Origin of the sequence: Mycobacterium sp. (genome assembly GCF_965229265.1) — a bacterium.
In the GTDB taxonomy this organism is placed as follows: domain Bacteria; phylum Actinomycetota; class Actinomycetes; order Mycobacteriales; family Mycobacteriaceae; genus Mycobacterium.
The window spans coordinates 83,549-97,039 of the sequence record NZ_CBDDIY010000010.1; the positions used below are offsets into that span (position 1 = coordinate 83,549).

Consider the following 13,491-nt stretch of genomic DNA (forward strand, 5'->3'; position numbering starts at 1 on the left):
TCACCCAGGTGGCCGCAATGCAGCGAACTCGTCGGTGACCCGCAACTGCGAATCGGTGAAGCGGTAGAGGGCGGCCGGTCGCCCGCCGCTGCGCCCCGGATGTGCGGTCGTCCCGGTCGGGGTGATGACTCCGCGCCGGCCCAGCACACGCTGCAGGTTGGTCGCGTCCACCTGATAACCCAGTGCGGCACCGTAGATGTCACGCAATGTCGACAGCGCGAACTCCCGCGGCGCCAAGGCGAATCCGATATTGGTGTAGGACAGCTTGGCCACCAGCCTGGTGCGCGCGTACTCGACCATCGGGCCGTGATCGAAGGCCATTGGTGGCAGCGCGTTGACCGGGTGCCAGCGGGTGTCGGACGGCAGCTCCGGGGTGGCGACCGACGGCACCAGCCCCAGGAAGGTCGAGGCGATAGTGCGCACGCCGGGGATTCGGGCGGGATCGGAGAAGACCGCGAGCTGCTCCAGGTGGGCGATCTCACGCACGTCGACCTTCTCGGCGAGCTGGCGCCGGACCGAAGTGGTCAGGTCCTCGTCGGTGCGTACACGCCCCCCGGGCAGTGCCCACCTGCCCCGTTCGGGGGCCAGGGCTCGTTGCCATAACAGCACGTTAAGCGTGGGTTTCCGGGAGTGTGCGTCGCCAACCTGGAATACGACGGCGAGCACTTCGTGTTCAGTGCTAGTATGACTCACGTTTTCGATTATAAGTCGAAAACCTATTCCGCAAGACAGGAGCCGGCGATGACCGTCTTGGATCGTGCAGATGCCCTCGATGACGCTGTGGGGTCCGGCCTGGCCGCGCTCATCACCGACGGCCCGGGTGGCTATGGCGGCGTGATCGGCGACGAAGAGTGGGCCGCCGAGGTCCGCCGGCTGGCCACCCTGCGCAACGCGACCATCCTGGCGCACAACTACCAGCTGCCGGCCATTCAGGACGTGGCCGATCACGTCGGCGACTCGCTGGCGCTGTCCCGTATCGCCGCCGAGGCTCCAGAGGGCACCATCGTGTTCTGCGGAGTGCACTTCATGGCCGAGACCGCCAAGATCCTCAGCCCGGACAAGACCGTGCTGATTCCGGATCAGCGCGCCGGCTGCTCGTTGGCCGACTCCATCACCGCCGAGGATCTGCGGGCCTGGAAGGACGAGCATCCCGACGCCGTCGTGGTGTCCTACGTCAACACCACCGCCGCCGTCAAAGCGCTGACCGACATCTGCTGCACCTCATCCAACGCCGTCGAGGTGGTGGCCTCCATCCCCGCCGACCGGGAGGTGCTGTTCTGCCCCGACCAGTTCCTCGGCGCCCACGTCCGCCGGATGACCGGGCGGGACAACCTGCACATCTGGGCCGGTGAGTGCCACGTGCACGCGGGCATCAACGGCGAGGAACTGGCCGAGCAGGCCCGCAGCCACCCCGGCGCCGAGCTGTTCGTTCATCCCGAATGTGGTTGCGCCACTTCGGCTTTGTACCTGGCCGGTGAGGGCGCTTTCCCGGCGGACCGGGTGAAGATCCTGTCCACCGGCGGCATGCTGGATGCGGCGAAGGCTTCCCACGCCAAGCAGGTACTGGTGGCCACCGAGGTCGGCATGCTGCACCAGTTGCGCCGTGCCGCGCCGGGTATCGACTTCCAGGCCGTCAACGACCGGGCATCGTGCCGGTACATGAAGATGATCACGCCGGCCGCGCTGCTGCGCAGCTTGGTCGACGGCGCCGACGAGGTTCACGTCGATCCCGAAACCGCCCGACTGGCCCGCGCCAGCGTGCAGCGGATGATCGAGATCGGCCAGCCCGGCGGCGGAGAATGACCCGGCGCTTCGCCTGCGGGTTGAACACCGCAGGCGTGGACTGGCAGCAGCGCGCCGACGTCGTGGTGATCGGGACCGGCGTCGCCGGCCTGGCCGCCGCGCTGGCCGCACACCGACAAGGCCGCCGCACCGTCATTCTCAGCAAGGCCGACGACACCGCCACGTTCTACGCCCAGGGGGGCATCGCGGTGGTGCTGCCCGACACCGACGACTCCGTTGACGCCCACGTGCGCGACACGCTGGCCGCCGGCGCCGGCCTATGCGACCCGGACGCGGTGCGCTCAATCGTCGCCGACGGCCACCGTGCGGTGGTCGACCTGGTCAACGACGGCGCCCGCTTCGACGAGAGTGCACCCGGCCAATGGGCGCTGACCCGCGAGGGCGGCCACTCCCGGCGGCGGATCATCCACGCCGGCGGTGATGCCACCGGTGCCGAGGTGCAGCGCGCGCTCGACCATGCCGCGGCCACCCTCGACATCCGGCGCAACCACGTCGCGCTGCAGATCCTGCACGACGGGGCCGCGGTCACCGGGGTGCTGGTCCGCAACGGGGACGGGCTGGGTGTGGTGCACGCGCCCGCGGTCATCCTCGCCACCGGCGGCCTGGGCCATCTCTACAGCGCCACCACCAATCCCGAAGGCTCCACCGGCGACGGTGTCGCGCTGGCGCTGTGGGCCGGTGTCGGGGTCACCGATATCGAGTTCGTCCAGTTCCACCCGACAATGCTGTTCGACCGCGACGGCTCCGGTCGCCGGCCGCTGATCACCGAGGCGCTGCGCGGCGAAGGGGCCGTGCTGCGCGATGCCCGGGGCGAGTCGGTCACGGCCGGGGTGCACCCCATGGGTGACCTGGCCCCGCGCGATGTGGTGGCCGCGGCCATCGAGGCGCGGCTGCAGCGCTCCGGCGACGAGTGTGTGTTCCTCGACGCCCGGTCCATCGACCGGTTCGCCCAACGGTTCCCGACCGTCACCGCCGCCTGCCTCGCCGCGGGAGTCGACCCCACTCGGGAACCGATCCCCGTCGTCCCAGGCGCGCACTACAGCTGCGGCGGCGTGCGCACCGATGTGCACGGCCGTACCGAACTCGCCGGGTTGTTCGCGGCCGGCGAGGTGGCCCGTACCGGGATGCACGGCGCCAACCGGCTGGCCTCCAACAGCCTGCTCGAAGGCTTGGTCGTCGGCGCGCGCGCCGGCCGCGCCGCCGCCGAGCACGCCGGCGGTTCGTCAGCGCCGATGGCCAAGGTCGAACCGCGCCGGTACGCCGCGCTGGACCGGGCGCGGTTGCAGACCGCGATGACGCGCTGGGCCTCGGTCGTCCGCGACGCCGACGGATTGCGGGCGCTTGCCGACACCCTCGCCGAGGCGGCACCGCGGGCGATGGCCACCCGCGCCGACGTCGAGGACATCGCGCTGACGGCGAGCGCCCGTGCGGTAGCAGCCGCCGCGCTGACCCGGACCGAGTCCCGCGGCTGCCACCACCGCGGCGACTATCCCGACGCCGACCCCGCGCAGGCCTTCAGTCGGACCCTGCACGGTGAAGCAGCCGAGGCGTGCCTGCGATGACCCTCACCGCCACCGAACTGGCCGAGGCGCGCGCCACCATCGCGCGCGGCCTCGACGAGGACCTGCGTTACGGACCCGACGTCACCACGCTGGCCACCGTGCCCGAAGACGCTCACACGGTGGCCGCGCTGGTCGCGCGCGAGCCCGGCGTGGCGGCCGGCATCGACGTGGCGCTGCTGGTGCTCGACGAGGTGCTCGGCCCCGACGGCTACCGGGTTGTCGACCGGGTGGACGACGGCGCCCGGCTGGCGGCCGGCTCGGTGCTGCTGCGGGTGGAGGCACCCACCCGCGGTCTGCTCACCGCCGAGCGCACCCTGCTCAACCTGGTGTGTCACCTGTCGGGCATCGCCACGGCCACCGCGGCCTGGGTAGCGGCCGTGGAGGGGACCAAGGCCAGGGTCCGCGACACCCGCAAGACCCTGCCGGGCCTGCGCGCGCTGCAGAAGTACGCCGTGCGGGTCGGCGGTGGGGCCAACCACCGGATGGGGCTGGGCGACGCGGCGCTGATCAAGGACAACCACGTGGCTGCCGCCGGGTCGGTGGTCGCGGCGCTGCGCGCCGTGCGGGCCGCCGCCCCGGAGCTGCCGTGCGAGGTCGAAGTCGACACCCTCGAGCAGCTCGACGAGGTCCTCGCCGAGGATGTCCAGCTGGTTCTGCTGGACAACTTCCCGGTCTGGCAGACCCAGATCGCCGTGCAGCGCCGTGATTCCCGCGCACCGGCCGTGCAGCTGGAGTCCTCCGGCGGGCTGAGCCTGGACTCGGCCGCGGAGTACGCCGGCACCGGGGTCGACTATCTGGCCGTCGGCGCCTTGACCCATTCAGTCCGGGTACTCGACATCGGCCTGGATCTGTAAGCGGCTTAGGCGATATCGGCCACGAAGGCGCCGACTCCGCGCTTGACGCCCCGGCGGGCCACCCCGGGCAGGGACGGATCGTCGGTGCCTGCGGGCACCACCCGCGGGTTGACCAAGTGCAGGGTGTGGCGTCCGTGGCGGATGTCGGCCTCGCCGGCAGCCAGGATGTTCTTGACCCAGTTGGTCTTGCCGTGGCCCAGCATGACGGCGAGGGTGTCGCCCTTGCGGAAGGCCGAGACCACCGTCTCGTACTGCTTGCCCGAGGTGCGGCCGCGATGGGAGATGACCGACATGCCCGGCATGTATTTGGCCAGCGGCTTGACTGCCGGGTTGAAGTACTTGATCTGGAAGTTCTCGAACCAGACCGGGAATTTCATGGGAACGCCGGGGGCGTTGTTGGGGTGATCCTTCGTCGACGACATAGTGGAAACCTATGCCGTCGCGGCGGAGTCGGCATAGGCGGCCCGCGTGGACTGCAGCAGGTCCAGCCCGTCGCGCTGCTGCCACTTCGCGGCCTTACGTGCGGCGCGCCCGCCGCGGCGGCGGGCGGCCCGGCGGAACGCGCGCCGCGATCGGGCGGTGGTCAACGAATCCAGCAGCTCGGGGTCGAGGCCGGCCAGCGGTTCGTCGTTGCGCGCGGCGGCGATGAAATCGGTGAGCTGGCGCCGCTCGTAGCGCAGCAACAGAGCCACGGCGAGGCCGAACACCGCGATGTTGATGGCGAACTTGGCCAGGATGCCGGGCACCGGGGCGTCCCAGATGAAGTGCATGAACGGCCCGGAGATCAGCAGCAGTGCGGCGACCAGAATGCGCCGCCGCCACGTCCAGGTAGCGCGGTCAGCGAAGGTCGGCAGCACGATCAAGATGCCCACCGTGACCAGCGATGTGTACGCCCAATGCGCCGGGACCGCGGTGATGATGCGCACCACGAGGTTGCCGCCCGCCCCGGTGAGGTCCGAATCCAGGCTGCTCAGCGCTTCGTTGGTCGTGTAAGTGACGTCCTCCACCACGTCGAACCCGAAGCCGACGAACATGCCGACCAGCAATGCCTGCGAGAGCCGGGTGAACGTTCCGGCGCACAACACCAGGATCAGCGCTGCGCACAACCCTTTGGCCGCCTCCTCGATGAAGGGTGCCGTCAGGGCCGGCGCCCACAGCGTGAGGGTGTCGGGGTCGATATAGCGTGCCAGGATCGACGCGAGTGCCGTGTTGCCGTTCATCGCCATCAGCAAGGCGATCGTGCCGCCCAGGGCGGTGCCGGCCACCAGAGCCTGCGGGTAGTGGCGGACGCTGCGGTAGGGGTCGAACTTGTACATCAGCCAGATCAGGAACACGATGAACGCCAGCCACACCGGCCCGAGCAAGGTCTGGGCGACCATCGTCTCGTGGACGGCTCCGCCGTATTCGAGCAGCAGGCCAAAGGTGCCGATGACCACGGCGATGACGTAGAGCCAGAACACCGCGGACTCAGGGCGATAGATCACCGGGCGGCGCGTGGGTGTCGCGGTCCGGTGCGCGTGCACGGTGGTGGTCATTGCTGTCCTCGGCTCACGAGATCGATCACCTGGTCGATCGGGGGTGCCGGCTGCCCCGGCTCGCTCAACGACACCACCGAGATGATGACGTCGTTGTCGTGCAGGAATGCGCAGGTGCCGGTAGCGGACGGCGTCACCACCACGCAGGTGTTGCCGCCGAAGGCGCCGTCGGAGGTCTCGATGGTGCCGCCGTCGAGCGTCGAAGTGATGCCCTGAATGCGATGGAGCCGGATGAGTCTTTCGGCCACCGCCTCGGGGTCGCGTTCACCCAGGTCGAACGCCTCGACCAGAACCGTCGCACCGTCGTGCCGCAGGACCGCGGTGTCGCCCTGGTCCAGCGCCTCCCAGCCCTGAGGGGTCTCGATGACGACCACGTTGCCCCCGTCGGTGGTGGCGGAGACCTCTTCCGCGGAGGTCTCCGCGGGGTTCCACGGCCGCTCCGGCAGGGCGGCGTCGACGATCATCGGCACCAGCGGTACGGCGAGCATCAGCGCGCCGATCGTGAAGGCCGCAGGTTTTTGGACGAGGCGTCGACGGCGCCGCGGCTTCGGTACTGGAACGTGCTCGACGTCGTCTGCGGCGGTCGTTGACACGGTGAGGGCCCCCGGGGTCTCGATCGTGTGGTGCTTTTCGATGTTGAACTGTATCGAGTGTTGGCGGTCTACGCCGTGGCTGCGCGGCGCACCAGCGACAGCACCACCGCCGCAGCGGCGAACAGCCCGGAGAACGTCCGGTTCAGCAGCCTCTGTTGACGCGGGGTGTGCAGCCAGCCCAGCAGCCGGGCCGCCAGCCCGGTGTAGGCGCCCATCACCACCAGGTCGACCACCACCATGGTCGCCGCGATGGCCAGGTATTGCGGGAGCAGCGGTGCGGTCGGCACCACGAACTGCGGCAGCACGGCCAGCAGGAACACCAATCCCTTCGGGTTGGTCACATTGACCAGGAACCCGCGCATCAGCAGCGCCAGCCGCCCATTGCTGGTGGTGGCGCTGAGTTGTTCGCCGAGGTCACCGGGGGCGGTGCGCCACTGGCGCACGGCCAGGTAGACCAGGTACACCACGCCGATCCACTTGATGACGGTGAACGCCACCACGGACTGCGCCACGGCGGCGCCCAGCCCCACGGCGACGGCCGCCAGTTGAACCATCAGGCCGATCTCCAACCCGGTGATGCTCCAGTAACCACGGCGGAGACCACAGGTCAGGCCGGTGGCCATGGACTGGATGGCACCGGCGCCGGGGGAGACGCTGATCGCGATCGAGGCGCCGATGAAGGCCAGCCACAGGTCCCATTGCATGGCCGCAGTATCCCGGCGATTCGCAGCCCTGTTCAATCGATTTTTAATCGGATGCACTGATCAGGGACAATTGAACCGATGACCAGCTTCGCGATGAACCGGATCGATCTGCGTGGGCGTGCGCTGACCGCGGCCCAGCTGCGCTCGGCGTTGCCGCGCGGGGGTGTGGACGTCGACGCCGTGGTGCCCACGGTGCGCCCGATCGTCGACGACGTCGCCGCGCGGGGTGCGGTGGCCGCCCTGGAGTACGGCGAGAAGTTCGACCGGGTACGCCCGGCGGCGGTCCGGGTTCCGGTGGGTGATCTCGAGTCCGCACTGGCGGCGCTGGATCCCGCGGTGCGGACCGCGCTCGAGCTGGCCATCGACCGCACCCGCGCCGTGCATGCCGATCAGCGTCGCACCGACACCACCACGCTGTTCGACTCCGGCGCCGCGGTGACCGAGCGTTGGGTGCCGGTCGAGCGGGTGGGCCTCTACGTGCCCGGCGGCAACGCCGTCTACCCGTCGAGTGTCGTGATGAACGTGGTGCCCGCTCAGGCCGCCGGCGTCGAGTCGCTTGTGGTGGCCAGCCCGCCGCAGGCCCAGTTCGGGGGCCTGCCGCATCCGACGATCCTGGCCGCCGCCCGGCTGCTGGGCGTCGACGAGGTGTGGGCGGTCGGCGGTGCCCAGGCGGTGGCGCTGCTGGCGTTCGGTGGCACCGATACCGACGGCGCCGAACTGGCCCCGGTCGACATGGTCACCGGCCCGGGCAATATCTACGTCACCGCCGCCAAACGAATCTGCCGCTCGCAGGTCGGCATCGACGCCGAGGCCGGGCCCACCGAGATCGCGATCCTGGCCGACGACACCGCAGACCCGGTGCACGTCGCCGCCGACCTGATCAGCCAGGCCGAACACGACGTGATGGCTGCCAGCGTCCTGGTCACCGACAGCCTCGCACTGGCCGAGGCCACCGATGCGGAGTTGGCCGTGCAGTTGACCACCACCAAGCACCGGGAGCGCGTCACCGAGGCGTTGCTCGGGCGCCAGTCGGGCATCGTGCTGGTCGACGACATCGACACCGGGGTACGGGTGGTCAACGCCTATGCCGCCGAGCACCTGGAGATCCAGACCGCCGACGCGAACGAGGTGGCAGGCCGCATCCGGGCCGCCGGGGCGATCTTCGTGGGACCGTGGTCGCCGGTCAGCCTCGGCGACTACTGCGCCGGCTCCAACCACGTGCTGCCGACGGCGGGCTGCGCGCGGCACTCCAGCGGCTTGTCAGTGCAGACCTTCCTGCGCGGCATCCATGTCGTGGACTACACCGAGGCGGCTCTGAAAGACGTTGCCGGCCATGTCATCACGCTGGCCAAGGCCGAGGATCTGCCGGCCCACGGCGAGGCGGTCCGCCGCAGGTTCGAGCGGTGAGGCTGCCCGGTGCCGGCGTAACGCTGGCCGACCTTCCGCTGCGGGACGACCTGCGCGGCAAATCCCCCTATGGGGCCCCGCAACTGGATGTCCCGGTGCGGCTGAACACCAACGAGAACCCGCACCCGCCCAGCCAGGCGCTGGTGGACGACGTCGCGCGATCGGTCGAGCGGGCCGCGGCCGACCTGCACCGTTATCCCGACCGCGACGCCGTCGAGCTGCGTCGCGATCTGGCCGCCTACCTGAGCGCCCAGACCGGGGTCGCGGTCGGCTTCGAAAACGTCTGGGCAGCAAACGGATCCAACGAGATCCTGCAGCAGCTCCTGCAGGCGTTCGGCGGCCCCGGACGCAGCGCCATCGGCTTCGTGCCGTCCTACTCGATGCACCCGATCATTTCGGTAGGCACCCAGACCGAGTGGATCGAGTCGGCGCGGGCTGCCGACTTCAGCCTCGATGTGGCCGCGGCGGAGGCCGTGATCGCCGACCGGCAACCCGACGTGGTCTTCGTCACCAGCCCCAATAACCCAACGGGACAGAGCATTCCGCTGGCCGACCTGCGGCGCATCCTGGATGCCATGTCGCACGGCGTGCTGATCGTCGATGAGGCCTACGGCGAGTTCTCCAGCCAGCCCAGCGCTATCGCGCTCATCGACGACTATCCCGCCCGGCTCGTCGTCTCCCGCACCATGAGCAAGGCGTTCGCGTTCGCCGGCGGACGGCTGGGCTATCTGGTGGCCGCGCCGGCGATCATCGACGCCGTGCTGCTGGTTCGCCTGCCCTACCACCTCTCGGTGGTCACCCAGGCCGCCGCGCGGGCCGCGCTGCGGCACGCCGACGACACGCTGGGCAGCGTCGCTACGCTGATCGCCGAGCGGGAGCGGGTCAGTGCCGCGCTGCGCGAACTCGGGTTCCGGGTCATCCCCAGTGACGCCAACTTCGTGTTGTTCGGCGAGTTCGCCGACGCCGCCACCGCCTGGCAGCACTACCTGAACGCCGGCATCCTGATCCGCGACGTCGGCATCCCCGGATATCTGCGCACCACAATCGGATTGGCCGACGAGAACGACGCCTTCCTGGCTGCCAGTGCCCGGCTGGCCCCCGCTGAACTGGCCCAACTAGGAGCGACATGAGCCGCATCGCAAGGGTGGAGCGCAAGACTCGCGAGTCCGACATCGTGGTCGAGCTCAATCTCGACGGCACCGGGGACGTCAGCGTGCACACCGGGGTACCGTTCTTCGACCACATGCTGACCTCGCTGGGCACGCACGCCAGCTTCGATTTGGCGATCAGCGCGCAGGGCGACGTCGACATCGAGGGCCACCACACCATCGAGGACACCGCGATCGTGCTGGGCACCGCGCTGGGCCAGGCGCTCGGCGACAAGAAGGGCATCCGCCGCTTCGGTGACGCCTTCATCCCGATGGACGAGACGCTGGCCCACGCCGCCGTCGACGTCTCGGGCCGGCCGTACTTCGTGCACACCGGCGAACCGGACTATCTTGTCGACTTCACCATCGCCGGATCGGCTGTGCCCTACCACACCGTGGTCAACCGGCACGTCTTCGAATCACTGGCCTTCAACGCCCGCATCTCGCTGCACGTGCGCACCATCTACGGGCGCGACCCGCACCACATCACCGAGGCCCAGTACAAGGCGGTGGCCCGTGCCCTGCGGCAGGCCGTCGAACCGGATCCGCGGGTATCCGGCGTGCCGTCCACCAAAGGCTCGCTGTGACAGCTAGATCCGTCGTGGTCCTCGACTACGGCTCGGGCAACCTGCGCTCGGCGCAGCGGGCGCTGGAACGCGTTGGCGCCGACGTCGAGGTGACCGCCGACCGTGACCGCGCCCTGGCTGCCGATGGTCTGGTGGTCCCCGGTGTCGGCGCCTTCGAGGCCTGCATGACCGGACTGCGTGGCATCGGCGGGGAACGCATCATCGCCGACCGGGTCGCGGCCGGGCGCCCGGTACTCGGGGTGTGCGTGGGCATGCAGATCTTGTTCGCCCGCGGGGTGGAGTTCGGTGTCGAGTCCGCCGGTTGCGGCCAGTGGCCGGGTTCGGTCACCCGGCTGGATGCGCCGGTGATCCCGCACATGGGCTGGAACGTCGTGCAGGCGGCCCCGGGCAGCCTGCTGTTCAAGGGGCTGGACGCCGACACCCGGTTCTACTTCGTGCACTCCTACGCCGCGCAGACGTGGGAGGGTGCACCCGATGCGCTGCTGACCTGGGCCACCCATCACGTGCGGTTCCTGGCTGCCGTCGAGGACGGTCCGCTGTCGGCGACACAATTTCATCCGGAGAAGAGCGGTGACGCCGGCGCGGCACTGCTCGCCAATTGGGTTGAGGGGCTGTAACAGTGCCATTGATTCTTCTTCCTGCCGTCGACGTGGTCGAGGGACGCGCGGTGCGTCTGGTGCAGGGCAAGGCCGGTAGTGAAACCGAGTACGGCTCGGCGCTGGACGCGGCGCTGACCTGGCAGCGCGACGGAGCGGAGTGGATCCACCTGGTGGACCTCGACGCCGCGTTCGGGCGGGGCTCCAACCGGGAGCTGCTCGCCGAGGTGGTCGGCTCGCTCGACGTGAAAGTCGAACTCTCCGGCGGTATCCGCGACGACGAGTCGCTCAAGGCCGCCCTGGCGACCGGCTGCACCAGGGTCAACATCGGCACCGCGGCGCTGGAGAACCCGCTGTGGTGCGCGGCGGCGATCGCCGAGTACGGCGACAAGGTAGCGGTCGGTCTCGACGTCCAGATCGTCGAGGGCGAGCACCGGCTGCGCGGGCGCGGCTGGGAGACCGATGGCGGGGATCTGTGGCAGGTGCTCGAACGCCTTGATAGCGAGGGCTGCTCGCGGTTCGTCGTCACCGACGTCACCAAGGACGGCACGTTGACCGGCCCCAACCTCGACCTGCTCGAGGGGGTCGCCGAATGCACCGACGCGCCGGTGATCGCATCCGGCGGGGTGTCCAGCCTGGATGATCTGCGGGCGATCGCGACCCTAACCGACAGCGGCGTGGAGGGCGCGATCGTCGGAAAGGCGCTCTACGCGGGCCGATTCACGCTGCCGGAGGCGCTGGCCGCGGTGAGCCAGTAACGCCGATGGCTGTGCAGTCGGGAGACCTCGAAGCCCTGGTGGCCCAAGCCGCGGTGATCCTGGATGAGGCGTCCAAACCGTTCATCGCCGGGCACCGGGCGGACTCCGCGGTGCAGAAGAAGGGCAACGACTTCGCCACCGAGGTGGACCTGGCCATCGAACGACAGGTCGTTGCGGCGCTGGAGTCGGCCACCGGCATCGGGGTGCACGGCGAGGAATTCGGCGGCGCCGACATCGAATCCTCGCTGGTGTGGGTGCTCGACCCGATCGACGGCACCTTCAACTACGCCGCTGGTTCTCCGATGGCCGCGATCCTGCTGGGGCTGCTTCGTGATGGTGAGCCGGTGGCCGGGCTTACCTGGCTGCCGTTCACCGACCAGCGCTACACCGCGGTGCTGGGTGGGCCGGTGTACTACAACGGCGTCGCCCAGCCGGCGATCGGCCGCAGCGACATCGGGCAGTGTGTCATCGGCATCGGCACCTTCAACGTCGACTGGAAGGGCCGCTTCCCCGGCCGGTACCGGCTGGCGGTGCTGGAGAACCTGAGCCGGGTCTGCTCGAAGCTGCGGATGCACGGCGCCACCGGTATCGACATCGCCTATGTGTCGGCCGGAATCCTCGGTGCAGCCATCAGTTTCGGCGACCACATCTGGGACCACGCCGCCGGTGTCGCGCTGGTGCGCGCGGCCGGGGGAATCGTCACCGACCTGTCCGGACAGCAGTGGACGCCGTCCTCGCGCTCGGCGCTGGCCGCCGCGCCCGGTGTGCACGAGCACGTGATGGAGATCTTGGAGCGGGTCGGCTCACCGGAGGAGTACCGGTAATGGATGTTGCAGTACGGGTCATCCCCTGCCTGGACGTCGACGCCGGACGCGTCGTCAAGGGCGTGAACTTCGAAAACCTGCGTGACGCAGGCGATCCCGTCGAGCTTGCCGCCGCCTACGACGCCGAGGGCGCCGACGAGCTGACGTTTCTGGACGTCACAGCGTCGTCCTCGGGCCGGGCGACCATGCTCGACGTGGTGCGCCGCACCGCCGAACAGGTCTTCATCCCGCTGACCGTCGGCGGTGGTGTGCGCTCGGTGGCCGACGTCGACGCGCTGCTGCGGGCCGGTGCCGACAAGGTCTCGGTGAATACCGCCGCGATCGCTCGCCCGGAGCTGTTGGCCGAACTGTCGCGGCAATTCGGGTCGCAGTGCATCGTGTTGTCGGTGGATGCCCGCAGGGTGCCCCCAGGCTCGGCGCCTACCCCGTCGGGTTGGGAAGTCACCACCCACGGCGGACGACAGGGGACCGGCATCGATGCGGTCGAATGGGCAACGCGCGGAGCCGAACTCGGCGTCGGCGAGATCCTGCTCAACTCGATGGACGCCGACGGCACCAAGGCTGGATTCGACCTGACGATGCTGCGGGCGGTGCGCAAGGCCGTCACGGTGCCGGTGATCGCCAGCGGCGGCGCCGGCACGGTGGATGACTTCGCGCCGGCCGTGGCCGCCGGCGCGGATGCGGTGTTGGCGGCCAGCGTCTTCCACTTCCGTGAGCTGACCATCGGTCAGGTGAAGGCCGCGATGGCCGCCGAGGGGATCACCGTTCGATGAGCGCGCTCGACCCCGATATTGCCAGCCGGCTCAAGCGTGACGCCAACGGGTTGTTCGCGGCCATCGCCCAGGAACGCGGCACCGGCACGGTGTTGATGGTGGCGTGGATGGACGATGAGGCGCTGTCGCGCACCCTGGCCACCCGGGAGGCGACCTACTATTCGCGCTCGCGTGGCGAATACTGGGTCAAGGGCGCGACGTCGGGGCATACCCAGCACGTGCACTCGGTGCGGCTGGACTGCGACGGCGACGCCGTGCTGCTGGAGGTCGACCAGGTGGGCGGGGCGTGCCACACCGGCGATCACAGCTGCTTCGATGCCGACCAGCTGTTGGGCCCGGAAGGCTAG

16 protein-coding genes are annotated in these 13,491 nt (G+C 69.7%); 11 read left to right on the plus strand and 5 right to left on the minus strand.

Annotation, left to right across the window (positions count from 1 at the left end; translation table 11 throughout):
• On the minus strand, positions 1 to 693 hold the full coding sequence (locus tag ADBZ9K_RS02600; protein WP_526618321.1) for an NUDIX domain-containing protein: 693 nt from the start codon (positions 691 to 693) through the stop codon (positions 1 to 3).
• 48 nt (positions 694 to 741) lie between these two features.
• On the opposite strand from ADBZ9K_RS02600, the gene nadA reads away from it, so the two are divergent.
• From nadA to nadC, 3 genes are read left to right on the plus strand one after another with little or no spacing between them, the layout of a single operon-like run.
• Complete coding sequence (nadA, locus tag ADBZ9K_RS02605) at positions 742 to 1,803, plus strand: quinolinate synthase NadA (protein WP_526618322.1); 1,062 nt, start codon at positions 742 to 744, stop codon at positions 1,801 to 1,803.
• Positions 1,800 to 3,365 carry an L-aspartate oxidase gene (locus tag ADBZ9K_RS02610; protein WP_526618324.1) on the plus strand — a complete coding sequence of 522 codons (1,566 nt, stop codon included), beginning with the start codon at positions 1,800 to 1,802 and terminating at the stop codon, positions 3,363 to 3,365. Before nadA ends, ADBZ9K_RS02610 begins: the two co-directional genes overlap by 4 nt.
• Positions 3,362 to 4,219, plus strand: a complete 858-nt coding sequence (gene nadC / locus ADBZ9K_RS02615; RefSeq protein ID WP_526620674.1) for a carboxylating nicotinate-nucleotide diphosphorylase — start codon at positions 3,362 to 3,364, stop codon at positions 4,217 to 4,219. Before ADBZ9K_RS02610 ends, nadC begins: the two co-directional genes overlap by 4 nt.
• A 5-nt stretch (positions 4,220 to 4,224) precedes the next feature.
• Here the strand turns inward: nadC and ADBZ9K_RS02620 are convergent, their stop codons facing one another.
• The 4 genes from ADBZ9K_RS02620 to ADBZ9K_RS02635 form a co-directional block, all read right to left on the minus strand.
• Positions 4,225 to 4,641: a nitroreductase family deazaflavin-dependent oxidoreductase gene (locus ADBZ9K_RS02620; protein ID WP_526618325.1), complete on the minus strand. Its 417-nt coding sequence runs from the start codon at positions 4,639 to 4,641 to the stop codon at positions 4,225 to 4,227.
• A gap of 9 nt (positions 4,642 to 4,650) precedes the next feature.
• Entirely contained in the window at positions 4,651 to 5,754 is a 1,104-nt protein-coding gene (locus ADBZ9K_RS02625; protein ID WP_526618327.1) for a PrsW family intramembrane metalloprotease, read from the minus strand.
• The gene (locus tag ADBZ9K_RS02630) at positions 5,751 to 6,242 is read right to left on the minus strand and encodes a hypothetical protein (RefSeq protein ID WP_526618328.1); all 492 of its coding nucleotides are present in this window, start codon (positions 6,240 to 6,242) and stop codon (positions 5,751 to 5,753) included. Before ADBZ9K_RS02630 ends, ADBZ9K_RS02625 begins: the two co-directional genes overlap by 4 nt.
• 173 nt (positions 6,243 to 6,415) lie before the next feature.
• Positions 6,416 to 7,051, minus strand: a complete 636-nt coding sequence (locus ADBZ9K_RS02635; protein WP_526618329.1) for a LysE family translocator — start codon at positions 7,049 to 7,051, stop codon at positions 6,416 to 6,418.
• Between the two features lie 78 nt (positions 7,052 to 7,129).
• Here ADBZ9K_RS02635 and hisD point away from each other — a divergent pair, with 78 nt between their 5' ends.
• The 8 genes from hisD to hisI are packed head-to-tail and all read left to right on the plus strand — an operon-like array spanning position 7,130 to position 13,491.
• Entirely contained in the window at positions 7,130 to 8,458 is a 1,329-nt protein-coding gene (gene hisD / locus ADBZ9K_RS02640; protein ID WP_526618330.1) for a histidinol dehydrogenase, read from the plus strand.
• The gene (locus ADBZ9K_RS02645) at positions 8,455 to 9,588 is read left to right on the plus strand and encodes a histidinol-phosphate transaminase (RefSeq protein WP_526618331.1); all 1,134 of its coding nucleotides are present in this window, start codon (positions 8,455 to 8,457) and stop codon (positions 9,586 to 9,588) included. Before hisD ends, ADBZ9K_RS02645 begins: the two co-directional genes overlap by 4 nt.
• A complete protein-coding gene (gene hisB, locus ADBZ9K_RS02650) occupies positions 9,585 to 10,193 on the plus strand; it encodes an imidazoleglycerol-phosphate dehydratase HisB (protein ID WP_526618332.1) in 609 nt (202 codons plus the stop codon). Before ADBZ9K_RS02645 ends, hisB begins: the two co-directional genes overlap by 4 nt.
• Positions 10,190 to 10,810 (plus strand): imidazole glycerol phosphate synthase subunit HisH, encoded by a 621-nt coding sequence (hisH, locus tag ADBZ9K_RS02655; RefSeq protein WP_526618333.1) that lies wholly within the window; start codon positions 10,190 to 10,192, stop codon positions 10,808 to 10,810. Before hisB ends, hisH begins: the two co-directional genes overlap by 4 nt.
• A 2-nt stretch (positions 10,811 to 10,812) precedes the next feature.
• Complete coding sequence (gene priA, locus ADBZ9K_RS02660; RefSeq protein ID WP_526618334.1) at positions 10,813 to 11,547, plus strand: bifunctional 1-(5-phosphoribosyl)-5-((5-phosphoribosylamino)methylideneamino)imidazole-4-carboxamide isomerase/phosphoribosylanthranilate isomerase PriA; 735 nt, start codon at positions 10,813 to 10,815, stop codon at positions 11,545 to 11,547.
• Positions 11,548 to 11,552: 5 nt separating this feature from the next.
• Positions 11,553 to 12,371, plus strand: a complete 819-nt coding sequence (locus ADBZ9K_RS02665) for an inositol monophosphatase family protein (protein ID WP_526618336.1) — start codon at positions 11,553 to 11,555, stop codon at positions 12,369 to 12,371.
• Entirely contained in the window at positions 12,371 to 13,144 is a 774-nt protein-coding gene (gene hisF / locus ADBZ9K_RS02670) for an imidazole glycerol phosphate synthase subunit HisF (protein WP_526618337.1), read from the plus strand. The genes ADBZ9K_RS02665 and hisF overlap by 1 nt, the downstream gene beginning before the upstream one ends.
• Positions 13,141 to 13,491, plus strand: a complete 351-nt coding sequence (gene hisI / locus ADBZ9K_RS02675; protein WP_526618338.1) for a phosphoribosyl-AMP cyclohydrolase — start codon at positions 13,141 to 13,143, stop codon at positions 13,489 to 13,491. The genes hisF and hisI overlap by 4 nt, the downstream gene beginning before the upstream one ends.